This window comes from Daejeonella oryzae DSM 19973 (assembly GCF_000422945.1).
Lineage (GTDB): Bacteria > Bacteroidota > Bacteroidia > Sphingobacteriales > Sphingobacteriaceae > Daejeonella > Daejeonella oryzae.
Map to the genome: position 1 here is coordinate 680,631 of NZ_AUHA01000002.1, position 24,752 is coordinate 705,382.

At 38.7% G+C, this 24,752-nt stretch carries 22 protein-coding genes; 11 read left to right on the forward strand and 11 right to left on the reverse strand.

The genetic code is table 11. The annotated features are described in order from the left end of the window. Positions 1-50 precede the first annotated feature (50 nt). From nagA to G521_RS0103340, 6 genes are all read left to right on the forward strand, one after another. Positions 51-1,169, forward strand: a complete 1,119-nt coding sequence (gene nagA / locus G521_RS0103315) for an N-acetylglucosamine-6-phosphate deacetylase (protein ID WP_026897252.1) — start codon at positions 51-53, stop codon at positions 1,167-1,169. A 32-nt stretch (positions 1,170-1,201) separates the two neighbouring features. Beyond that, positions 1,202-1,909 carry a UMP kinase gene (gene pyrH, locus G521_RS0103320; RefSeq protein WP_026897253.1) on the forward strand — a complete coding sequence of 236 codons (708 nt, stop codon included), beginning with the start codon at positions 1,202-1,204 and terminating at the stop codon, positions 1,907-1,909. Positions 1,910-2,002: 93 nt separating this feature from the next. Beyond that, positions 2,003-2,566, forward strand: coding sequence for a ribosome recycling factor (frr, locus tag G521_RS0103325; protein ID WP_026897254.1), 564 nt, complete (start codon positions 2,003-2,005; stop codon positions 2,564-2,566). 125 nt (positions 2,567-2,691) lie between these two features. Beyond that, positions 2,692-4,446: an ABC transporter ATP-binding protein gene (locus tag G521_RS0103330; RefSeq protein ID WP_026897255.1), complete on the forward strand. Its 1,755-nt coding sequence runs from the start codon at positions 2,692-2,694 to the stop codon at positions 4,444-4,446. 8 nt (positions 4,447-4,454) lie between these two features. After that, positions 4,455-4,673 (forward strand): PLDc N-terminal domain-containing protein, encoded by a 219-nt coding sequence (locus G521_RS0103335; protein ID WP_036678075.1) that lies wholly within the window; start codon positions 4,455-4,457, stop codon positions 4,671-4,673. After that, positions 4,670-4,879, forward strand: coding sequence for a PLDc N-terminal domain-containing protein (locus G521_RS0103340; protein WP_026897257.1), 210 nt, complete (start codon positions 4,670-4,672; stop codon positions 4,877-4,879). The genes G521_RS0103335 and G521_RS0103340 overlap by 4 nt, the downstream gene beginning before the upstream one ends. 254 nt (positions 4,880-5,133) lie before the next feature. On the opposite strand, the gene G521_RS0103345 is transcribed toward G521_RS0103340, so the two are convergent. The 6 genes from G521_RS0103345 to G521_RS0103370 all read right to left on the reverse strand — a co-directional run bounded on the left by G521_RS0103345 (position 5,134) and on the right by G521_RS0103370 (position 11,698). Next, positions 5,134-6,408, reverse strand: a complete 1,275-nt coding sequence (locus G521_RS0103345) for an MFS transporter (protein ID WP_026897258.1) — start codon at positions 6,406-6,408, stop codon at positions 5,134-5,136. A 178-nt stretch (positions 6,409-6,586) separates the two neighbouring features. Then, complete coding sequence (recG, locus tag G521_RS0103350) at positions 6,587-8,692, reverse strand: ATP-dependent DNA helicase RecG (protein ID WP_026897259.1); 2,106 nt, start codon at positions 8,690-8,692, stop codon at positions 6,587-6,589. Between the two features lie 12 nt (positions 8,693-8,704). Then, on the reverse strand, positions 8,705-9,634 hold the full coding sequence (locus tag G521_RS0103355) for an EamA family transporter (protein ID WP_026897260.1): 930 nt from the start codon (positions 9,632-9,634) through the stop codon (positions 8,705-8,707). Then, the gene (locus G521_RS0103360) at positions 9,635-10,015 is read right to left on the reverse strand and encodes a RidA family protein (RefSeq protein ID WP_026897261.1); all 381 of its coding nucleotides are present in this window, start codon (positions 10,013-10,015) and stop codon (positions 9,635-9,637) included. Positions 10,016-10,065: 50 nt separating this feature from the next. Further along, on the reverse strand, positions 10,066-10,212 hold the full coding sequence (locus G521_RS18465; RefSeq protein ID WP_309425073.1) for a DUF6728 family protein: 147 nt from the start codon (positions 10,210-10,212) through the stop codon (positions 10,066-10,068). Positions 10,213-10,288: 76 nt separating this feature from the next. Continuing rightward, the gene (locus tag G521_RS0103370; RefSeq protein WP_026897262.1) at positions 10,289-11,698 is read right to left on the reverse strand and encodes an OmpA family protein; all 1,410 of its coding nucleotides are present in this window, start codon (positions 11,696-11,698) and stop codon (positions 10,289-10,291) included. A gap of 161 nt (positions 11,699-11,859) precedes the next feature. Here G521_RS0103370 and G521_RS0103375 point away from each other — a divergent pair, with 161 nt between their 5' ends. Further along, complete coding sequence (locus G521_RS0103375) at positions 11,860-13,149, forward strand: aminopeptidase P family protein (protein ID WP_026897263.1); 1,290 nt, start codon at positions 11,860-11,862, stop codon at positions 13,147-13,149. Here the strand turns inward: G521_RS0103375 and meaB are convergent. Further along, on the reverse strand, positions 13,144-14,046 hold the full coding sequence (gene meaB / locus G521_RS0103380) for a methylmalonyl Co-A mutase-associated GTPase MeaB (protein ID WP_245580825.1): 903 nt from the start codon (positions 14,044-14,046) through the stop codon (positions 13,144-13,146). The genes G521_RS0103375 and meaB overlap by 6 nt on opposite strands. 100 nt (positions 14,047-14,146) lie before the next feature. Between meaB and G521_RS0103385 the strand changes: the two genes are divergently transcribed. From G521_RS0103385 to G521_RS0103400, 4 genes are all read left to right on the forward strand, one after another. Continuing rightward, positions 14,147-15,022, forward strand: coding sequence for a glycosyltransferase family protein (locus G521_RS0103385; protein ID WP_026897265.1), 876 nt, complete (start codon positions 14,147-14,149; stop codon positions 15,020-15,022). 13 nt (positions 15,023-15,035) lie between these two features. Beyond that, a complete protein-coding gene (locus tag G521_RS0103390) occupies positions 15,036-16,028 on the forward strand; it encodes a glycosyltransferase family 2 protein (RefSeq protein ID WP_026897266.1) in 993 nt (330 codons plus the stop codon). Positions 16,029-16,107: 79 nt separating this feature from the next. After that, a complete protein-coding gene (locus G521_RS0103395; RefSeq protein WP_026897267.1) occupies positions 16,108-17,925 on the forward strand; it encodes an ABC transporter ATP-binding protein in 1,818 nt (605 codons plus the stop codon). Beyond that, positions 17,925-18,752, forward strand: a complete 828-nt coding sequence (locus tag G521_RS0103400) for a hypothetical protein (protein WP_026897268.1) — start codon at positions 17,925-17,927, stop codon at positions 18,750-18,752. The genes G521_RS0103395 and G521_RS0103400 overlap by 1 nt, the downstream gene beginning before the upstream one ends. 12 nt (positions 18,753-18,764) lie before the next feature. Here the strand turns inward: G521_RS0103400 and G521_RS0103405 are convergent, their stop codons facing one another. The 4 genes from G521_RS0103405 to rimP all read right to left on the reverse strand — a co-directional run bounded on the left by G521_RS0103405 (position 18,765) and on the right by rimP (position 24,579). Continuing rightward, positions 18,765-19,574 (reverse strand): FkbM family methyltransferase, encoded by an 810-nt coding sequence (locus G521_RS0103405; protein WP_051189422.1) that lies wholly within the window; start codon positions 19,572-19,574, stop codon positions 18,765-18,767. Between the two features lie 95 nt (positions 19,575-19,669). Further along, on the reverse strand, positions 19,670-22,750 hold the full coding sequence (infB, locus tag G521_RS0103410; protein ID WP_026897270.1) for a translation initiation factor IF-2: 3,081 nt from the start codon (positions 22,748-22,750) through the stop codon (positions 19,670-19,672). A 123-nt stretch (positions 22,751-22,873) separates the two neighbouring features. Further along, positions 22,874-24,109: a transcription termination factor NusA gene (gene nusA / locus G521_RS0103415; RefSeq protein ID WP_026897271.1), complete on the reverse strand. Its 1,236-nt coding sequence runs from the start codon at positions 24,107-24,109 to the stop codon at positions 22,874-22,876. Positions 24,110-24,114: 5 nt separating this feature from the next. Further along, complete coding sequence (gene rimP, locus G521_RS0103420; protein ID WP_026897272.1) at positions 24,115-24,579, reverse strand: ribosome assembly cofactor RimP; 465 nt, start codon at positions 24,577-24,579, stop codon at positions 24,115-24,117. Positions 24,580-24,752 lie beyond the last annotated feature (173 nt).

A 24,752-nucleotide genomic window follows, 5' to 3' on the forward strand; every position in this document is an offset into this window, starting at 1 on the left:
TGAATTTATTTGATCCATTTGATCTGGTCTGATTCCCCCATAAACTAGCCATGAGCAGTCGCACCGCATTTAGCAATGCCCGAATTTTTACAGGAGATGAAATTCTTCTTCACAAAACTCTTTTGATCGAAGGCGATAAGATCAAGGCGATCGTTGATTTTGAAGAAATTCCTGCCGATTACCAGGTCATTGATTTTTCTGATTTGACCATTGCCCCCGGACTTATTGATTTACAGATTTACGGAAGTGGAGGTCAGCTATTTGGGGGTAAACCTACAGTAGAAGCATTGCTTCAAATGGAAACAGACTTTTTGAGTCAGGGTTGTACCGGATTTTTGGCAACTGTAGGTACAAATTCATCCGGGATTGTATTACAGGCAATTGAATCTGCAAAAATCTACAGAAAAAAAACCAAAGGTGCTTTTTTAGGATTGCACCTGGAAGGCCCGTTTCTAAATCCAAAGCGAAGCGGAGCCCATCCCAAAGAATATATTCGCAAAGCCTCTTTAACTGAGGTAAAAAACTGGATAGAACTATCTAAGGGTGAGATCAGAATGATTACCATCGCTCCTGAGCTTCAGGATGCAGAAGTTATTGATTATTTGCTCTCACAAAACATTGTTGTTTCTGCCGGCCACAGTGATGCAACTTATACCGAAGCAGAAAAATTTTTCAACTCAGGTATACATGCTGCAACCCATCTGTTTAATGCAATGCCGCAAATCCATCATCGCGAACCGGGATTAGTTGCTGCCATTTTAAAATATAAACCCTTTACCAGCATAATTGCAGATGGTATTCATATAAGTTTTCCGGTTCTGGAGCTTGCCAAACGTGAACTGGGAAATAAATTATTTTTAATTACGGATGCGGTTACAGAAACCACGGAGGGATTATATCCGCATGTTTTTAACCATGACCGGTATTCAATGCCCGACGGAACGCTTTCAGGATCATGCTTAACCATGTGGAAGGCCGTTAAAAATTGCGTGGAATATGCCGGTATATCAACAGATGAAGCGCTACGGATGGCATCTACCTATCCTTCTCAATTAATTAAAACAGATAAGCGGCAGGGATATATAAAGCCGGGCTTCCGTGCTGATTTCTTTGCTTTTGACACTAAACTAAACGTTCAAAATACTTGCATAGCAGGTGTTTTAGATTGAAATTTTAATACTTTTACAAAATTTATTGCCACATGAAATACAAACGTATCCTATTAAAATTAAGCGGTGAAGCCCTGATGGGAGAAAAGCAATACGGCATTGACATGGACCGTGTGGCTCAATATGCCAAAGATATTAAGGCAGTTCATGACCAGGGAATGGAAATTGCCATTGTGATTGGCGGCGGCAATATCTACCGGGGTTTAAGCGCCGAAAAAGCAGGAATGGACCGTGTTCAGGCCGATTATATGGGCATGCTGGCAACGGTTATAAACAGTATGGCTTTGCAGGATGCTTTGGAAAAAACAGGGGTAAAAACCCGCTTGTTAACAGCAATTAAGATGGAGCAGATCTGCGAACCTTTTATTCGACGCAGAGCAGTACGCCATCTTGAAAAAGGAAGGATCGTAATTTTTGGTGCCGGAACCGGAAACCCCTATTTTACTACCGATACAGCTGCATCTCTTCGGGCTGTTGAAATAAATGCAGATGCGGTTTTAAAAGGTACACGTGTTGATGGTATTTATACTGCCGATCCGGAAAAAGATGCCAGCGCTACCCGTTTTGATGAGATCACATTCTCTGAAGTTTATGAGAAAAACCTCAACGTAATGGACATGACGGCCATCACCCTTTGTCAGGAAAACAATTTACCAATCATTGTTTTTGACATGAATAAGCCGGGTAACTTCATGAAAATTACCAATGGTGAACAAATAGGCACACTTGTAAAAGGATAATTTTATTTCAAAGTATAGAATATTAATTAACAAATCTGAACAGTTTCAGGTGAGTCTTTTTTTATTATTTTTACAGAACGAACGGAAATAACTATGAACGAACTTATAAAGAAACAACTTACGGACGCTAAACTAACTATGGAGAAAGCCATAGAGTATTGCGATAGTGAATTAACTAAAATACGGGCCGGAAAAGCAATGCCAAGCATGCTCGACGGCATAGTTGTAGATTATTATGGTACGCCTACTCCATTAAGTCAGATCGGAACGGTTAATACTCCTGATGCACGTACACTGGTAGTTCAGCCCTGGGAAAAAAATATGCTTATCCCAATGGAAAAGGCAATTAGAGATGCAAATATTGGCTTAAATCCGCAGAATGACGGGATTTTAATTCGCCTGAATGTACCGCCGCTAACTGAAGAGAGACGCCGCGATCTGGTGAAAAAGGTGAAGGAAGAAGCCGAGAGAGCACGCATTGCTATCCGGAACATCCGCAAAGATGCCAACGAAAAGATCAAAAGAACCAAATCAGAAGGTGTATCTGATGACGAGATCAAAATCGGCGAAAGCGAAGTTCAAAAACTGACCGATGCATTTATAGTGAATGTAGATAAGCTGACCGAGATAAAAGAAAAAGACATCATGACAGTTTAATCTTGATGAAGTGTAAAATTACAGGGGAATAGATGCTTGCACTATTCCCTTTTTATTTTTGCGTATAATTAGGAAACGTATTAGGGTGTTTCGCCTGTCTCAATACTCATATTTCAATATCTCTCATGAAAATATTATTTCAATATCTTAAAAATTATAAAGGCTTAATTGTGCTTGCCTTATTTCTGGCAGCCGTTAACCAGATATTTTCATTGCTTGATCCCTGGATTTTTCGTAAGATCATTGATAAATATGTAACCCATTACAAAGATTTTACAACAGAAGAATTTTTTAAAGGAGCCGGTTTGCTCATCCTTGCAGCTATGGGCGTGGCCATGGTATCACGGATCGCCAAAAATTTCCAGGATTATTATGTAAATGTGATTACCCAGCGACTGGGCGCACAAATTTATTCAGATGGATTGCGGCATTCGCTTGAATTACCCTATTCTGTTTTTGAAGATCAGCGAAGCGGCGAAACACTGGGAATACTTCAAAAAGTTCGGACCGATTCTGAGAAGTTAATTACCGCCTTTATCAATATCGTTTTCACGTCTCTTGTGGGCGTTACGTTTGTATTTATTTATGCTATTAACATCCACTGGTCCATTGCGGTAGTATATATTTCTGTCATTCCTGTTTTAGGATTTATTAGTTCGCTGCTTAGTAAAAAAATTAAAATAGTTCAGAAAACCATTGTAAAAGAAACCACTTCTTTAGCAGGTTCCACAACTGAATCATTACGTAACATTGAGCTGGTAAAAAGTCTGGGATTATCCAACCAGGAAATTAACCGACTGAATGAAACCACCAATAAAATTTTAAAGCTCGAACTTAAAAAAGTAAAATATGTGCGAAGTTTAAGTTTTATCCAGGGCACATTGGTAAACCTGCTTCGCAACGGTATCTTACTGCTCATGCTGTATCTTATATTTGCCGGGCGCATCACAGTAGGGGAATTCTTTTCCCTGTTTATTTACTCATTCTTTATTTTCGGTCCTTTACAGGAACTGGGAAACATCATTAATATTTACCGCGAAACAGAAGTTTCATTAGATAATTTCTCAGCTATATTGAATATCCCAAAAGAAAAGAAACCTGTAAATGCCGTCCATCTCGATAGAATTACCAATTTAGATTTTGCAGATGTAAGCTTTAAGCACGCTTCTGCACGCAACAATGCCCTTAATCACATCACTTTCAGTACAAATAATGGGCAAACCATCGCCTTTGTAGGTCCTTCGGGTTCGGGCAAAACCACGCTGGTTAAATTGTTAGTGGGATTATATCCGCCAAACGATGGCGATGTGCTTTACAATAACATTTCAAGTAAAAATATTGATCTGGATCAATTGCGTGAAAAGATTGGTTTTGTAACACAGGACACACAGCTTTTCTCGGGCACCATCCGCGAAAACTTATTGTTTGTAAAGCCCGAAGCAACAGACGAAGATTGTTTGCGTGTTTTAGAACGGGCAGCCTGCCAGAATTTGCTTGCCCGGGCAGATAACGGCTTAGATACCGTTATTGGCGAAGGCGGTGTAAAGGTTTCCGGAGGAGAGAAACAGAGGCTTTCTATTGCCCGAGCCTTGCTGCGCCAGCCCGATATTCTGGTATTTGATGAGGCTACATCCTCACTTGATTCAATTACCGAAGAAGAAATTACGGTTACCATCCGGGATGTATCTGTATTAAAAGATCACATCACCATTCTCATCGCTCACCGTTTATCAACCATTATGCATGCAGACCGCATTTTTGTTTTAGAAAAAGGCAACATTGTAGAAGCCGGTAAACATGAAGAATTAATTGAAGAAAAAGGCCTATATTATGCCATGTGGCGTCAGCAGATTGGTGAAAAATTAGAGGCCGACTTTTGATAATTAATATGAATTATATAGCATTAGGCACTTCAGAAATTTTCATTCTTGTATTCGTTGCACTTCCGCTGATACTGAGCATTTATTGCCTGATAGAAATTTTGCGTTCTAAGGGGATGGATGCGATGTATAAATCCATTTGGATACTTATCGTTTTACTGGCACCCCTATTGGGATCGCTGCTTTATCTTGCTTGGGGCAAAAACCAAAAAAATTATTTAACATGATTTTAACAACATTACTTTTTATCGGGGGCCTGTTCCGTTTTATAATGGGACTAATCTGGTTTATACTGGTTGTAGTAGCCTTATTAGACTTATTTAAACGGAATTTACCAACCAATACCAAATTGCTTTGGCTCATTATCATTCTGATTGCCCCGGTTTTAGGCTCTATCATTTACCTGCTTTGGGGAAAGAACCAGCGGTTTTAGCAGAGAGGTTTTTCTCCTTTTGAGATTAACTTCAAATTTTTGGGCGTGCCCCTGCGGGTCGGGCTTTACGCTGCAATCTTTTTGCCTGAAAGAAGCCAAAAAGGATTTTCGCTCAATCCCTCAAGCAGACAGTAAGATATCAGTACAGTGATTTAAAAGAGATGCCTGTTTCTAGCATAGAGGCCGATTCGCCCTTTTTAAAATCAGTTGAAGGATTCACTGAAAACCTTCTGCCATTCAAATCCCTTTTTCAATCAGTGCGGATGAATTTCTTTCAGGCTTAGCGGCACCAGTCGTTTGGTTTTTAGCCAGGTAACGGCCACCACAATCAGGGTCATGCTGCCGCCAAAGAGTACAGCCGGTATGGTTCCCATTAATTTGGCCGTTGCTCCCGATTCGAATGCGCCGATTTCGTTTGAAGAACCGATGAACATGGAATTTACAGCAGCCACCCTTCCACGCATTTCATCCGGCGTAAGCAGCTGTAAAATGGTTGACCTAATAATTACACTCACGCTGTCAAAAGCGCCTTCAAAAAACAAAAACACCAGTGATAAGTAGAAATTTTTAGAAAGTCCGAAGGCGATAATAGAGAGTCCGAAACCGGTAACCGCAAACAACAGATTCCGCCAGGGTTTTCCCATTGGCGAATACCGGGCCATGGCAAACATGGTAATTACTGCCCCTGCAGCCGGTGCGGCACGCAGCATTCCCAATCCTTCGGCGCCCACTTTTAAAATATCATGTGCGAAAATTGGAAGCAGCGCCACGGCTCCTCCAAAAAATACCGAAAACATATCCAGACTCAAAGCTCCCAAAAGCATCCGGCTATTGAAAACAAACTTAATTCCTTCGCTTAAGCTGGTAATGATGTTCTCTTTCGGTATAAATTGGGGCGGCTGATTCTTCACAAAGAATTTTATAAAAATCATTGCCAGTAGGGTAAATACCAAAATCACAATAAAACAGGCAGTAACGCCGCTAAAACCATACAATAAGCCGCCTGCCGCCGGACCAACGATAGAAGCAATCTGCCAGCTGCCGCTGTTCCAGGTAGAAGAGTTTGGATAGTGCTCTTTTGGAATTATTTGCGCCATTAATGAAAATGCGGTCGGAGAATAAAATCCCCGGGCTACGCCAATACACAGGATCATGATATATATAACCGCAATGGTGAGGCTTTTAGAAAGATTGAAAATATTCTGCGGCATGGTTACCAGAAAGAGGACTGCAGAACACAGAGCCATGGCTGCAATAATCCAGACCAGTAATTTCTTTTTGTCAGACTTATCGGCAACATATCCTCCGTAAAGGGAAATGGATATAGCCGGAATTGCTTCTGCAAGTCCGATCAGTCCCAATGACAGCGGATCTTTGGTGAGCTGGTAAACGTGCCACCCAATAACCACGGCCTGAATTTGATAGGCGAAAGTTAAAAAGAATCGCATGCCGATGTACGAACGAAATTCTGAATAACGCAGGGCGATATACGGATCGGCTTTAAGCAAATCAGCTGGTTTGGTATTCATATAAAAATTGCCCTGGTTTTAAGCGGTTCTTCAAGATCCATTGATCATATGATTTAGCGGGCAATTTAATTAATAAATCAATTCGGATTGCGGGCGCTCTCAATCATATTTTTGAAATACTACAGATCTCAAACAGATTGATTGCCGGAATTGCCGATTAAAAGTTATTCCTCCGAAATCAGGAGATTTTATCCCATGTAATTCCGCTTTGTTTTTTTGCGAAATACGCATGAAGTAAGTGATTTTCCGGAGCATTCAATTCGGGATCGCGTTCAAAAATTTCGATGACTAATGCCCTTGCTTCCATTAAAAGCTGCTGATCTGTGGCCAGATCTGCCAGTTTAAGATCCAATACGCCACTTTGCTGAGTTCCTTCAATATTTCCCGGGCCACGAAGCTGAAGATCTATTTCAGAAATTTCAAAACCATCCGTAGTTCGTACCATGGTATCGATACGTACTTTTGCCTCCTTACTCAGTTTATTGCCCGACATCAGAATGCAGAACGACTGCTCGGCTCCGCGACCCACGCGACCTCTTAACTGGTGCAACTGCGACAAGCCAAATCGTTCGGCATTTTCAATAATCATCACGCTGGCGTTGGGCACATTTACCCCCACTTCTATCACGGTAGTGGCCACCATAATTTGGGTTTCTCCCCTCACAAATCGCTGCATTTCAGATTCCTTATCCTTTGGAGATAGCTTTCCGTGTACAATACTGATGCGATATTCGGGCAAAGGAAATTCATCGGCTATATTTTCAATACCAGCTTCCAGATACAGCAAATCTAATTTCTCACTTTCCTTTATCAGGGGATAGACTACATAAACCTGTCGGCCTTTAGCAATTTCCTCCCGCATAAAGCCGTACATTCTCAGTCGCTGGCTATGATACAAATGGACCGTTTTGATGGGTTTTCTGCTTGCTGGCAATTCATTAATTACCGATACATCCAGATCTCCGTACAGTGTCATGGCCAGAGTGCGGGGAATTGGCGTTGCAGTCATCACCAGAATATGCGGGGGGATGTCGTTCTTCTTCCACAATTTGGCTCGCTGCTCCACACCAAAACGGTGCTGTTCATCAATAACTACCAAACCCAGGTTTGAAAATTTAACCACATCTTCAATCAGCGCATGCGTACCAATTAAAATATCCAGCTGATTATTGATTAAGCGCTCATGGAGCTCTCTTCTCTTTTTCTTAGGCGTAGATCCGGTTAAAATTTCAATACTTACCAGATCATCTCCCAATAGCGTTTTAAGAGAAATATAATGCTGCTGGGCAAGAATTTCTGTTGGAGCCATTAAGCAGGCCTGAAAACCATTATCGATGGCTAAAAGCATGGTCATTAATGCCACCACAGTTTTACCACTTCCCACATCGCCCTGCAACAAGCGGTTCATTTGAATGGGCCGCTGTGTATCGGTTCTAATTTCTTTTATTACTCGTTTTTGTGCCCCTGTCAAATCAAAAGGCAGTTTTTCGGAATAAAAAGAGTTAAACTTATCTCCAACTACACTAAAAACTTGTCCCTTATATTTCTGCGTTCTGAGCAGTTTATTTTTGAGCAGTTTTAACTGGATGAAAAACAGCTCCTCAAATTTGATGCGCCGTTGAGCAGTTTGCAGCAGTTTAAAATCTTCCGGAAAATGAATGTTTAACAGCGCCTGCTGTTTAGACATTAGCGTATGTTTCGAAAGAATGTAGGCAGGTAAACTCTCGTGAATTTCTTTATAAATAATCTCCAATAAGGAGAACTGTAGTTTTTGAAGTCCCTTGCTATCCAGATTAAAAAGCTTTAGTTTTTCTGTGGAACTGTATACGGGCTGAAGCGATAAATTGCCCTGCTTTTTTAGCGAGGGATTGTAAAGTTCCATTTCGGGATGAGAAATGGAAATTCGGGAATTAAAAAAGCCTGGTTTTCCAAAAACAATGTAAACCGAGCCTGGTTTTAGGGCGTTGTCTACCCATTTGATACTCTGGAACCAAACCAGTTCCATGATTCCGGTTTCATCTTTTAAGCGGGCAACCAGACGGCGGGTACGCTTTTCGCCAATAATTTCTTTGGAGAGAATTCTTCCCAGAATCTGTACAGCGGGCAGATCATCATTTAACTCGTTGATTTTATAAAACCGGGTGCGGTCGATATACCTGAAAGGATAAAAATGGAGCAGATCTGAATACGTGTAAATACCCAATTCTTTTTTAAGTACATCTGCCTTTTGGGGGCCTACGCCTTTTAAATATTCAATGGGAGTTTTTAAGATTTGCGCAACCAAATTTGATATTTTCTATTGACTTGATGTTTTAAGCTTGTTATAGTTTTTAACAAACAGGCTACTCAGAATATTCCAGTTAAAAATTATAACAGCGGCCAGTAATAAAGTATAAGCATACACCTGGAATGTATTTATACTTTCATCAAAATAGAAAAACGCTACCGCAAAAGCAACAATAGGATTGATATAGATGATAATTCCCAGAGTGGATGAAGGTAGGCCGATGAGTGCATATAAACTTAAGAACAGAGGAATAATGGTAAATACGACGGCAATAACCAAAATGTTGATCCAAAAGTACACATCGGTAATCAGGGAGTGGTGCTGATACAGAAACAGCGGAAGCATCAAAATAACAGAGATTAAAAGCTGAACACCTAACATATTAAATTTATCAATCCGAGTGATTACCCGCTGAATAATTAAATAAAAGGCATACAAAGAAGCAATGAATACCGACCATAAAACATCGGTTAAGGAGCCTTTTGCGAGCAACAAAATACTTATAACTGCAATCCCGATAGCTATCAGTTTTATGGTTGACAGCTCCTCTTTAAGGATGAAAAATCCTCCCAATGCGGTAATTAAGGGGCATACCATATAAGCAAACGCTGCAGAGGTTAAACTCACCTCGTTTACGGCATATATAAAGGAAAACCAGTTCCCGGTGATAAGCACGCCGGCTAATAAGGTAAGCTTTAAAATTCGGAGCTGGTTTGCCCTGGTTTCTGATTTAAGATAGGTGAAATCTTCGGCCAGATGCTTTCGCCTGAAAATTAAGATGACCAGCCACGTGATGACCAGAGATGCAAATATTCTGTAATATAATATATCTGCAGAGGGAAATGATTTTAAGTTTCGTAACGGAATAGAGAAAAAACCCCAGATTGCTACAGAAATTAGTGCTGCCGAGAAGTATTTAAATCTGTTTGATTTAAACATTTATGATTTATAAGCGGTGACAGATATCTCAACATTTACATTTTTTGGCAGACCTGACACTGCCACCGTTTCTCTGGCAGGAAAGTCACTTGTAAAAAAAGTACTATAGACCGTATTGACAGCTGCAAAATGAGCCATGTCGCTTAAAAAAATTGTTGTTTTTACGATGTCAGAAAATTGATAACCTGCTTCCTTTAATAATTGAGATATATTATGCATCACTTGGCTTGTTTCAGCATTAATATCCTGATTAACTAATTCACCTGTTTCAGCATCAATGCATATTTGTCCGGATACGAACAGCATGCTTCCGGCTTTAACTGCCTGACTGTACGGTCCTATAGGAGCCGGAGCAGATGAGGTGTGAATAATAGTTTTCATTATGATTTGATTGAGAAGGATAAAGGTATGATCTAATGATGCTGATGAGGTTACTTATGAAGAACGAACCAATCCAGCAGCTTATAAATAATTCCTGCCAGAAACATGATAATAGCCGTAGCATTTATATAATGCATAACCTTCAGGTTAAAATTCATGGGCCGGTTCGGATCTTTTTTTCTAAAGAAATACATCATTGCAAAAATATAAAATATAAAAAAAGTCCCGACATAATCGGGACTCTTTTTTCAATATGCTTATATACAATATTGATTATCTTTTTCTGAATTCTACACGACGGTTTTGTGAACGACCAGCTTCAGTTGCGTTAGAAGCAACTGGGCGAGACTCACCGTAACCTCTAGTAGAGATTTTGCTTGCATCAACTCCAGAATTAACTAAGTAAGTTTTTACTGAATTAGCTCTGTCTTTAGATAACTGCATGTTGTATTCTTCAGTTCCTTCAGCAGAAGCATGTCCGTCTAATTGGATTTGCATTGCAGAATTAGCTCTAACTTCAGCAGAAAGTTTATCTAAAGTTGGGTAAGCAGAAGTTCTTAATACAGAAGAGTTGAACTCAAACTGAATGTTGTTGTATCCAGCCATTGTACCAGAAGACATTTCTGGACATCCGTTTAATTCTTCAGTACCTTTTTCTGTTGGACAGCTATCTTTAGAATCAACGATTCCGTCACCATCAACATCTAAAGGACAACCAGAACCATCAACCTTGATACCAGCTTCAGTGTTTGGACATTTGTCTAATTTATCAGCAACACCATCACCATCGCTATCTTTTAACAGATCACTAACAGTAGTTTCGATTGTAGATACACGACCTTTTAATGCTTCAACTTCCTGACGTAATGTAGGATCTTTTAATTCATCATACATCATTGCAACTGGATTAGCCCAATCTAAGTTCGGCTTAGCAGAAGAACCTAAAGAGAATTCTAAACCACCGTATCCGTAAGAGAACTTGTCATTAGTACCTACTGAAGTGTAAGTTCCGTCAAAGTTATCTCCATCTACGAAGTACATGTTGTAACCAAGATCAAAGTTAATACGCTCAGAAACTTTGAATTTGATACCTGCACCTACAGGGATAAACTGCTCCTGAACAAATTTCTCATCTCTGTTTTCACCAGAAACACCGTTCCAGTTGAAAGTAGTTCCGTTACCGTAAGTAACTTCAGGAGAGTAAGCAGCAATACCGTAACCAGCTTTAACGAAGAAGTTTACGTTGTTTTCTCTTTTCAAGAAATCCATAGTTGCCACATTAACCACACCCATGATACTTCCTGAGTAAGCTAATTCTGTAGTAAATTCCTGACGGTTGTTTTTAACACCACCAACAGCATCTGCATTGTTTCCAGAAGCATCACCACGTAAGAAGCCTAATTCTAAACCAAATGCGTGACCTAACTGCTTGCGTAAAGTTGCTCCGTAACCAAGTTTTACATCCCAGTTTGTGAAGTCATTAGAACCACCTAATACGTTAACGGGTGCTAAAACACCAGCGTTAAGGCCAAATGACCAGGTTCTGTACTGTGCTCTTCCACCAAACACTTTGGCGGTAGAACTCATCGTTGTCATTGTTGAATCCTGTGCGGATGCGGCACCTAAGCCAAGCACAGAAACCAACGAAAACACAACGGCTTTCTTAATTGTAGAATAATTCATACTTTGTTGTTTTAAAGGTTAAACAATTTTTAATGTTGTAATTTAGACAAAAATAATCATAAGTTTGATTTCAGCAAACAAACAAATACTGTTCCAATTTCTCTTAGTGGAACATTTGTTTTCAAGAACAGTTTTAAAATCATATCAAATTTCTAAAGTCAATGAAATATTCTTCTATAGATAATAATCTATTCATTAGTAATCGTAAGAACTTCTGTAATCATCTGAAAACAAATTCACTGGCCATTTTCCAGGCTAATGATGAATATCCTAGAAGCGGAGACCAAACTCACACATTTAAACAAAGCGCTGATCTTTTTTATTTATCAGGAATTGATCAGGAACAAACCATTCTGCTGCTATTTCCCGATTGTCCTAATCCATTATACAGAGAAGTCCTTTTTTTAAGACAGACCAATGAGCAGATTGCCGTTTGGGAGGGTCATAAATATACTATTGACGAAGCAAGGAAGTCATCAGGCATCAATAACATATTCTGGATTGATGAATTCTGGAACATTCTGCCATCCATCATACATTATGCTACCACTATATATTTAAATACCAATGAAAATGACCGCTACGATCATCAGGTTGGATATCGCGACTTAAGATTTATTCTAGACCTTAAGCAACGCTATCCATTACATCAGTATGAGAGATCTGCTTTAATAATGCGTGATCTAAGGCCTGTAAAATCAAATGTAGAAATAGAATTGACTTCAAAAGCCTGCAACATTACAAAAGATGCATTTGTAAGAGTATTGAAATTTGTAAAGCCGGGTGTTAACGAATATGAAATTGAGGCCGAAATAATTCATGAATTTATTCGCCAGGGAGCAACAGGTCATGGCTATAATCCAATAATTGCTTCCGGAGTAAATGCAAATATTCTCCATTATACCGACAACAACCAGATTTGCAAGGATGGCGATGTGATTTTATTTGACTTTGGTGCCGAATACGCAAACTACAATGCAGACATGAGCAGGTCTGTTCCGGTTAACGGCAAATTTACACCGAGGCAAAAGAGTGTTTATAATGCGGTGCTCAAAGTAATGAATGAAGCGAAAAAAATGCTGGTAGCAGGCACCATTTGGAATGAATATCACGAAGAAGTTGGTAAAGTGATGGAAAGTGAGCTGATCGGATTGGGTTTACTGGATAAGCACGATGTATCAAAACAAAATCCTGCTATGCCATTATACAAGAAATACTTTATGCATGGTACTTCGCATCATTTAGGATTAGACGTACATGATTTTGCAAGTCGCTATAAGCCTTTTGAAGCAGGGAACATTTTAACATGCGAACCCGGAATTTATATTCAGCAGGAAGGTTTAGGAATACGTTTAGAGAATGACATTTTAATTACTGCCGACGGAAATATTGATTTAATGGCCAACATTCCAATTGAGGCGGATGAAATTGAATCCATTATGAATTCATAAATCTGATTCGATATAGTTATTTACGAAACGATATAAATTAAAATTTTTCAATTCAGAAGCTTCAGCAATATTTTGCTGGAGCTTTTTTTTATCTATATGCTGCATTTTCTTTTGCTGAATCAAGCGCCAGGCTTTTTCTGTTAAAAGAAAAGGCTTTAAACTGAGGGCTTTCCTGCTGTAATTTTTTATAGCAAGCAATAATTCAGAAATACCTTCCGATTTATCAGCAATAGTTTTAAGCACCGGAATTTCGGTTGCTTTTTGATGAACCAGTTTTTTAAGATTATTGGCAAAAGTATCAGCCCCTTCACGATCAGCTTTGTTCACCACAAAAATATCAGCAATTTCCATTAAACCTGATTTGATGCTTTGAATTTCATCTCCGGATTCAGGCACCATCACCACAATAGTAATATCAGCTAATCCCACAATTTCCACTTCCGACTGGCCTACACCAACCGTTTCTACAATGATATAATCAAATCCGCAGGAGCGTAAAACATCTACCATTTCGATGATTTTAGCAGATAAACCGCCTAAAGATCCACGAGTTGCAACAGAACGGATATATACATTTGGCTTATTAAATTGCTCCATCATGCGAATGCGATCACCTAATAAAGATCCCAGATTAAATGGTGATGTGGGATCTACGGCCAAAACAGCAATCAGCTTATTTTCTTCGGACAGGGAATTGATAAGCGCATTTACCAGCGTGCTTTTACCCGCCCCCGGCGGCCCCGTGATTCCGATAATTGCAGCGGATGAATTTAAATTTAAATGATGTAAAATATCCTCAGCTCCATCCAAATCATTTTCTACGAGTGTTAATGCCCGAGCTATTTTTTTATAGTCTTCAGGTTGAATTGGATTCTGAATACGGGGTAAGTGCATCATACAAAAAAGGTGTTTTTATTTCAGATTACAAAGTTTGGGTAAATAAGCAAGATTGACTGCTTTTATTAACTTTGCCTTCTAATTCTCAAATGCTGCTTTAATGAAAGTAACCGGTTTTTCCTTTATATGCAATGCCGTTAAAAACGATTATCCAATTGTTGAAGCCATTACATCTGTTTTACCAATTTGCGATGAGTTTATAGTAGCCGTTGGTGATTCTGAAGATGAAACCTTATCCTTAATAGAAAATATAAATTCGCCAAAAATAAAAATCATCCATACAGTTTGGGATCATTCAATTCGGGAAGGAGGCAGAACTTTTGCCATTGAAACGGATAAAGCCTATGCGGCAATTTCAAAAGATACCGATTGGGCAATATATATTCAGGGCGATGAATGCATCCATGAAAAATATCTTCCGGTGATTCAAAAAGCCATGGAAGAAAACCTGAATATCCCCCAGGTAGAAGGATTGCTTTTAAAATATCTTCACTTTTATGGCTCCTATGATTATACTGCTTCCTCGAGGCGATGGTATCGGAATGAAATACGCGTGTTGAAATTCAGTCATGGAGTTCAGTCCTACCGGGATGCGCAGGGATTCCGTAAAAACGGTCAAAAGATAAAAGTAAAGCCAATTGATGCGTATGTTTATCATTATGGCTGGGTAAAACCCCCTGCCGGACTAGGAAATAAGGTGCGTAACTTCAATAAATTCTACCATGATGAATCCTGGATTCAGGAACGCCTGCCGGATACGTATGAATTTGATTATGGCAACGCCGATCGGTTAGTAAAATTTACTGAAACGCATCCACAGGTAATGCAAAAGAGAATTGAAGCCGGTAACTGGCAGTTTTCTAATGATCCAACAGCACTGAAGAATAAAATGACCTTGCGCCGCCGCCTTCTTCAAAAACTTGAAGATTTAACCGGATGGCGTTTAGGTGAATATAAAAATTACAAGTTGCTGTAATTAGCAGTGTGAAATGCGAAACAATAGTATATCAGTTATAATACCCAATTATAATGGCCGGCATTTACTGCAGCAAAATCTTCCTTCGGTTTTAAGTGCGATAGAAAATACCGGGGTGGATTTTGAAATTATCGTAGTTGATGACTGTTCTTTAGATGATTCAGTAAATTTCCTCAAACTGAACTATCCGGCAATCAAACTGATTATCAGCGAAAAAAATCAGGGATTTTCTGCTTCATGCAATAAAGGAATTGCAATTTCCCAAAAAGAACTTATTCTGTTATTGAATACAGATATTGAGCTAAATTCTGATTTTTTTTCAACTCAGTTTAAATACTTTGAATTACCTGACACTTTCGGGGTTAGCAGTAAAATCATCGGAGCGAAAAAAGGCGAAATTCAGGACACAGCCAGATTTTTCACCTTTTCGGGATTTAAAATCAAGGCAAATTATTTTTTTCACCTTGCTGATGAAAATTTTCTATGTCCAACAGCCTATTTATCAGGTGCAAATGCGCTGATTGATGCACGCAAGCTGAAGATGATGGGAGGTTTTGATGAGATATTCTCTCCCTTTTACTACGAAGATTTTGATTTAGGTTTGCGTGCCTGGCGAACTGGCTGGAAATGCTACTATGATCCCAAAAGCTATTGCATTCACGATCATTCATCAACAACCAAAAATTACCGAACCAGAAATTGGGTAAAAGCAATATTTTTCCGAAACCGGTTTATAGTTCATGCGATTCATTTAAGCAGTATAAAATTTACCGGATGGATTATGCAAATTGTTTTTATAGATCTGCTCTTTATGTGGCTGGGCATGAAATTCTATCTGTATAAAAGTTTCATTATGTTCTTATCAAGCCGGACAAAAATTTTAGAATCTCAACAAAATCTGGCCATTTTAATGAAACAGAATAATAGTCAGAAATCCATTAATGATGTGATCCGGTTAATGACCGAGATGGTTAAAGGGCAGGATATCATCAAGGGCAGAAACTAAATCTCTTGAGCTATCCTGCTGAAATGAATACAAAAAAGACCTATTTTAAAATGATTAAATTGCGCCATAAATTCTATTAATGAAGACTTATTTCCGCCTGTTATCATTTGCAAAACCTATTGAAAAATTCGCTATCCCCTATTTTCTATTTACTACGTTCGCAGTAATCTTCAATACTCTCAATCTTACATTATTAGCTCCTTTACTAAAAACCCTTTTTTCTGCAGAATCCAGTCAGATTGCACTGGTCAAACCCTCCCACTGGACAGATGTAGTCGACTATTTTAATTATTATGCCCAGCTTGCCAACAACAATTACGGGACTTACGGAGCACTGAAATTTGTTTGTGCGGTTATCATGATATCCAATTTACTTGGTAACATTTTTCGCTACCTATCCCAGCGGATTATGGAAAACCTGCGGATTCACACACTGCTTAATCTCAGAAAAACAGTTTTTAATAATGTAATGGATCTCCATCTGGGATACTTTAACAATGAGAGGAAAGGTGATATCATGTCTAAAATTTCAGCCGATGTACAGGTGGTTCAGTTTTCAGTAACCGGAACACTTCAGGTACTTTTTAAAGAACCCCTACAACTGATTGCTTACCTGGTTATGTTATTTTCCATCTCTTTAAAACTAACTGTCTTTTCCATTTTAATCATTCCGGTTTCTGCTTTCGCGATAGCAAGGATTGTTAAAAAATTAAAACAGCAGGCCAGAGAATCACAGCAATCATACGGAAACATGATCAGTTATCTGGATGAAGCTTTATCCGGAATCAAAATTATAAAAGCGTTTAATGCGGTAGATTTTATAAAAGCCAAGTTTAATGCAGAGAATGTTCATTATTCGGGAATTACCCGGTCTATGGCTAAAAGACAGCAGCTTGCATCTCCAGTTTCTGAATTTCTGGGTGTAACTATGGTGGTTGCTATTGTTTTGTACGGCGGCTCTTTAATCATTTATAATGAATCTGATTTAAGTGCAGAAGCCTTTATTGTTTACATCGTTTTATTCTCTCAGATTATGCGTCCCGCCAAGGCTATATCTGATTCATTTAGCAATATAAATCAGGGATTAGCTGCCGGAGAACGTGTTTTAGAATTAATAGACAGTAAACCAGAAATCAGTAATTCAGCTAATGCCCTGGAAATAAAATCCTTTACTGAAAAAATTTCTATAAGAAATATTTCATTCGCTTATGGAGACAGAACGGTTTTGGATGACCTGGCTTTAGAAATTAAAAAAGGACAGAACGTGGCCTTAGTCGGACCATCCGGAGGTGGTAAATCAACATTAATGGATTTGCTTCCGCGATTTATAGAACCACAAAAAGGTATAATTGAAATAGACGGAGTAAACATTCGTGACATAAAAGTAGAATCCCTTCGTTCTAAAATGGGTATTGTAAACCAGGAATCTATTTTATTTAATGATAGTATTTTTAACAATATCGCTTTCGGTAAACCGGATGCTTTGCCAGGGGATGTGGAATCAGCAGCAAGAATTGCCAATGCCCACGAATTTATTCTAAAAACCGAAAAAGGATATCAAACCAATATTGGCGACCGTGGGATGAAACTTTCGGGCGGACAAAAACAGCGGATCAGCATTGCAAGGGCAATTCTCGCCAATCCGGATATTATGCTGCTGGATGAGGCGACTTCTGCATTAGATACCGAATCTGAAAAATTAGTGCAGGATGCTTTAAATAACCTGATGAAAAACCGAACATCATTAATCATTGCTCATCGCTTAAGCACTATTAAAAATGCGGATTTAATAGTGGTGCTTGATAAAGGTAAAATTGTAGAAACAGGAACACATGCTTCTTTAATCCTGGAAAATGGATTATATAAGCGATTGATTGATATGCAAACGTTTAACTAATGAGCTATAGTTTCGTTAAAAGAATTAATCGCCAGGAAGAATTTCAATACAAATTCTCTGTATGCACACTTGTATCAAACTTTCCTGAATATCAGGAAATGTTAGATTCTTACATACGGAAAGGCTTCGACTCAGAATCTTGTGAATACTTATGCATTGATAATTCCCAAAATAATGTCTACGATGCATTTGCCGGGTTAAACAGATTTTTACGTGAGGCAAAAGGGAAATATATAATTCTTTGCCATCAGGATATTTTACTTCATGACCATGATAGAAGATATTTGGAATCCAGAATTGAAGAATTGAATATTCTTGACCAGAATTGGGCAATCCTGGCTAATGCCGGAGGAATAAATCTGAAATATCTTGCAATGCATCTTACACAAAAATCGGGTAACAGATTGCTTGAAAACATATTACCATTAAAGGCTCAAACCGTTGACGAAAACTTTATGGTCATAAGAAATGACGCCAATTTAGCTCTCTCTTCTGATCTAAAGGGATTTCATATGTATGGAACAGATATTTGCCTTATGGCAGATGCTCTTGGCTTTAACGCCTATATTATTGATTTCAATCTTACTCATAAAAGCGATGGAAATGCAGATCAGAGTTTTGATAAACTGAGGATTGCTTTAATGAGAAAATACAGAAAAGCATTTAGAGGCCGCTTTATGTCGACAACCATCACCCGAATGTATATTTCAGGCAATCGCATAGCTTTTCACTTTTTTAATTTGAGACCGGTAATGTTTTTAATAAGGCAGTACTATAAATTCCTTACCAGTAAAGCTGAATACAAGCCAAAAAAGAAGAATAAGTGATCTTTATACCATTTAAGATTTATAACAAAATACATTAAGTGCCATATCAAACGTTTCACAAATTAATTTTTGATCTTCAAACGGACGCTTTCGCTTTGCCGATTCCTTTATATAATATGTAAAGCCTTGCTGCTGAATTAAGGCGAGTAATTCATGCAGAGTTTGCTTCTTTTGAAAGTTATTATGATACTCAAAAAATATATTGTTGATTTTGTGGAGCTCAGAACTGCAGTATTTTAGAACTTCATCTTCAGCACCTTCTATATCCATTTTTAAAAAATCAACATCCTCTGTAATAAAATCCAATAAAGGCACCGCGTCAATCCTGACGGGTTTTTGCTGTGCGTATTGCTGATTTACGCGGCCTCCCATTCCTCCGTCTGAATAAAATTCCAAGGTTTCTGATTTTGTCCACACTGCCTTATTATGTAATGTGACATTTTTCAATTGAAATGTATTGACATTTTCCTGGAGGATATTAAAAATATGCTCTTCGGGTTCAAAGGCAATTATCTGATGCTTTGGATAATTTTGGGCAAAATATAAAACACTTAGTCCCATATTAGCTCCGCAATCAAGAATTATATTAGAATTTTTTGAGGGCTCGAAAAGGTAAATCTGATCTCTAAACAGCTCATCAAATGTGGCTATAAAGCTTGCAGCATCATGAAATTTAAAGGGCCTATCAAAAACCTGAGCGGTTCCAACAGTAAATCTATCCAACAACCTGATTCTCTCTAACTCAAGTTCAATATTTCTACCTTTATATTTATTACTGGCTAATTTGTTGACCAATCGTTTATATGATTTTACAAGACCCACTTTTTTTCAATTAAAATTTAACAACTGAGGAGTCGTGAAATTACAAACAAAAAAAGCGATCCGGAGATCGCTTTATATATTAATATTTATAAAACTTACAATTTAGCTTTTACTTCTACCTGTTCGTATGATTCAACAATATCTCCAACTTCAATATTATTAAAGTTGTGAATATTCAATCCACATTCATAGCCTTTAGTAACTTCCTTAACGTCATCTTTAAATCGTTTTAAAGAAGCAAGTTCGCCGGCAAAAACAACAACACCATCACGTATAATACGGATTTTACTGTTTCTTGTGATCTTACCATCCAGAACCATACAGCCAGCAATAGTTCCAACTTTGGTTATTTTGAATACTTCGCGAATTTCTACGTTCGATGTAATTTTTTCTACGAATTCAGGAGCAAGCATACCTTCCATTGCAGCTTTCACTTCATTGATCGCATCGTAAATAATAGAATATAAACGTATATCAATTTGTTCCTGCTCGGCTAGTTTACGGGCACCTCCCGAAGGACGAACCTGGAAACCGATAATAATCGCATCTGATGCAGAAGCTAATAATACATCAGATTCTGAAATCTGACCTACCGACTTATGAATAATATTAACCTGAATTTGTTCAGTAGAAAGTTTTAATAATGAATCGGATAATGCTTCAATTGAACCATCCACATCACCTTTAACAATGATATTAAGTTCTTTAAAGTTTCCGATAGCCAAACGACGACCGATTTCATCCAGAGTGATATGTTTCTGAGTACGAAGTCCTTGCTCACGTTGTAATTGTAAACGCTTATTAGCAACAGTACGTGCTTCAACTTCACTTTCGAGAGAGTTAAAACGATCTCCTGCGGTTGGCGCACCTTGCATACCCAATACCTGCACCGGTGTAGATGGTCCGGCCTCATTTACTTTTTGTCCGCGGTCATTATGCAGTGCTTTTACCCTACCGCTAAAACAGCCTGCTAGAATAGGATCACCAACTTTTAAAGTTCCTGCCTGAATTAATACTGTAGTAACAATTCCTCGGCCTTTATCCAGAGCTGATTCTATAACTGTACCTACGGCACGTTTATTAGGATTCGCCTTCAGATCTAACATGTCGGCTTCAAGCAAGACTTTTTCTAATAAAGCTTCAACTCCTAAACCTGTTTTACCTGAAATTTCCTGAGTTTGAAATTTACCACCCCACTCTTCAACCATAATATTCATGGTTGATAACTGTTCGCGGATTTTATCTGTATTGGCTCCCGGTTTATCGATTTTACTGAATGCAAATACAATTGGTACGCCGGCAGCCTGAGCATGATTAATTGCTTCTTTAGTTTGAGGCATTACACTATCATCCGCAGCAATTACAATAATTGCAATATCGGTTACCTGAGCACCCCTGGCACGCATCGCAGTAAATGCTTCGTGACCCGGTGTATCCAGAAAAGTAACACTTCTTCCGTTTTCGAGTTTTACTTCATAAGCACCAATGTGCTGAGTAATACCACCTGCCTCACCGGCAATTACGTTTGCTTTACGTACAAAATCCAGTAATGATGTTTTACCATGATCGACGTGACCCATAACGGTAACGATTGGTGAACGGGTGATCAGATCTTCTTCTGAATCTACTTCATCCAGTACACCGATTTCTTCATCTTCCGGTTTTACAAACTCAACTTCGTAGCCAAACTCGTCGGCAACGATAGTTAAAGTTTCTGCATCCAGTCGCTGATTAATAGAAACGAACATTCCCAAACTCATGCAAGTTGAGATGATCTGAGTTACGGGAACATCAAGCATGTTAGCCAGTTCATTGGCTGTAACAAACTCTGTAACCCTGATTATTTTTGATTGCAACTCGCGTTCCATTGCTGCATCTTCTGCAGTTTGGGCAACATCATCCCGCTTTTGACGGCGAAACTTTGCACGCTGAGCAAATTTACCAGACTTACCCGCACCGCTTAAACGAGCTAATGTGGCTTTAATCTGATCCTGAATTTCTTTATCTGTTGGCTCTGCTTTAGGACCATCCGGTGTTCTTGCTTTATTCCTGAAATCAGGTCTTGCACCAGGGCCGCCTGTTTGAGGGCCACGGTTGTTTGGACCGGCATTACCCCGATATGGCTGACGTGCAGCTTGCGGCTGATTTGGACTTCCGGGTGTATTTGGTGCAGCCGGTCTGTTTGGACCTTGGCCGGCAACCCCAGGAGCATTGCCTCCTGTTGGATGATCTTTACGTTTACGTTTGCGTTTATGATCTCCGCCTGCAACATTTGAAGATGAAGCAACCGGCTGACCGCGACGTGCAGGCTGAGTTGGTAATTCAATCTTACCAATTACATTCGGACCTGTTAAACGATCTGTTTTGGTTCTGAATAATTCTGGCGCACCGGTAGAAGAAGCCGGAACATCCGGTTTTTCTTCAGCCTTAACTTCGGGCTTAGGTGTTTCTGGTTTAGGCTTTTCTTCCTGAGCCTTAGGCTTTTCAGGAATAGCAACCGGAACTTCTTCCTTTTTAATTTCAACTATCGGCTCAAGAGCTTTTTTCTCTTCAACAACTGGTTTTTCTTCCTTTTTTACTTCGGGAACTTCCGCTGGTTTTGGAACTTCAACAGGCTTTGCCTCTATAATTTTTTCCGGTTCAGAAACTTTTATTTCCTCAACTTTCACAATTTCTGGAGCAGGAGCAACCGGCTTTTCAGCTTCCGGAGCTTTTTTGTCAGGGCGGGTTTTAGGGTTGAGATCATTTAAATTAATCATACCAACTACCTTAACACCAGGCAAGGATCCTTCAACTGCTTTAGGTTCTTCTGCTTTAGGCTCAGAAACTTCTGGCTTTGGCTTTTCTACCGCAGGAGGAATGAAACTATTTACGTTTTTAATCAGGATCTCTTCCTGTTCAAATTCCTTAGAACGCTGTGATTCTATTCTCTCCGGAGCTACTGGTGTTTCATCCCGACGGATTTTACCAATTACAATTTGCTTGGCTTCTTCCTTAACGATTTTATCACCCTGAAACTCTTTCAAAAGAACATCATACATCTCATCGGTGAGTTTAGTATTAGGTCGGGCTTCAACCTGATGACCTTTTTTTCCTAAAAACTCAACCGCTGTGGATAATCCAATATTCAGCTCTTTTGCAGCTTTAAGTAAATTTGTGCTTTTACCTTCTGACATTTAATATTTAACCTCGCTTATTTTTTTACAAAACTACGTATTTTAACTCATGTTATACGTTTTGAAAATTCGGTTTTGCTATAACCATACTTACTTAATTCTAAAAACCTATAAAATGTAACCCTATTCAAATTCTGATCTTAAAATATCCAGTACATCTTTTACTGTATTTTCTTCAAGATCTGTCCGTTTAACCAGTTCGTCTGTTGAAAGTTCTAAAATAGATTTTGCAGTATCTAAACCTATTTTCTTAAACTCATCAATTACCCAACTTTCAATTTCATCAGAGAATTCTTCAATATCTACATCCTCATCATCTTCCTGCGCTTCGCGATAAACATCAATTTCATATCCGGTTAATTTTCCGGCTAATTTGATATTGTGACCACCGCGTCCGATGGCTAAAGAAACCTGATCTGGTTTTAAATAAACCGCAGCCCGTTTTTCTTCATCATCTAATTTAATCGTGGTGATTTTTGCCGGACTTAAGGCTCTTTGAATATATAACGAAATGTTATTGGTATAATTTATAACATCAATGTTTTCATTTTTTAATTCTCTAACAATTCCATGAATACGGGAACCTTTCATACCCACACAGGCACCAACCGGATCGATACGATCATCGTAAGATTCGACTGCAACCTTTGCCCTTTCACCAGGTTCACGTACAATCTTTTTAATGGTAATCAAACCATCAAAGATTTCAGGAACTTCCATTTCAAACAACCGCTGTAAAAACTCAGGAGCTGTACGGCTAATAATAATTTTAGGATTATTGTTAACCATTTCCACTTTCTCGATGATTGCTCTTACAGAATCTCCTTTTTTGAAATAATCTGCAGGAATTTGCTCCGTTTTTGGCAAGAGAAGCTCATTGCCTTCATCATCTAAAACCAGGGTTTCTTTTTTCCAAACCTGGTATACTTCACCGGTAACAATCTCGCCTACGCGATCTTTATATTTTTTATAAATTTCGTCTTTCTCTAATTCCAGAACTTTAGAAACAAGTGTTTGACGAGCAGCTAAAATTGCACGGCGACCAAAGCTTTCTAAAGTTATCTGTTCAATAAAATCATCACCTACTTCTAATTCAGGATCAATCTTTTTCACTTCGGCCAGTTCTATCTCCAGATCATCATCCTCAGAAAAACCGTCTTCCATTACTGTACGTGTACGCCAGATTTCTAAATCTCCATTATCCGGATTTACGATTACATCGCAATTTTCATCAGTACCGTAACGCTTACGCAGCATACTACGGAACACTTCTTCCAAAACACTAATTACCGTTGGGCGGTCAATATTTTTAAAGTCCTTAAACTCCTGGAATGAATCAATTAAATTTATATTGCTCATCTGTTCTACTTGAATGAAATTAACACCTTAGTTTCAGCTATTTGGTCAAACGGGATAAAATTATTGACCAGTTGTGCCTTCTTCCCTTTTTCTTTTATATTTTCTTCTACAGTTATCCCACTTTCTTCAACCTGTAGTAATTTGGCTTCTTTGCTGTTATTATCTGTTAGTTTAACAGTTACTGATCTGCCTATGTTTTTACTGTACTGACGAATAGATTTAAACGGCGCATCTAAACCGGGAGATGAAACCTCCAGATGATAGGCCAGCTCAATTACATTCTCTTCTTCGAGATAAAAACCAACATGCCGGCTTATTCCGGCACAATCCTGTATTCCAACACCCTGATCACCATCTATTAAAATAGTCAAAAGTCCGCTCGCATGCATTTTTACGTCTACAATAAACAAGTCAGGGCGGTCGGCAATTTTTTCTTCTACTAACTCAATTACCCGTTTTTCTATATCCATCACTATTTAATATTCCGGAATAAAACCGGCAGGTAAAAAAAAGAGCCCCGGTATTAGCGGGACTCTCCTTAGATTATTGCAAATATAGATAAATTCTTTTAGCGACAAAGTGCTCTTTTCAAAATTCACTACATTCCTTCCACCGGTTACATTTATAACTCACTCATAATTAA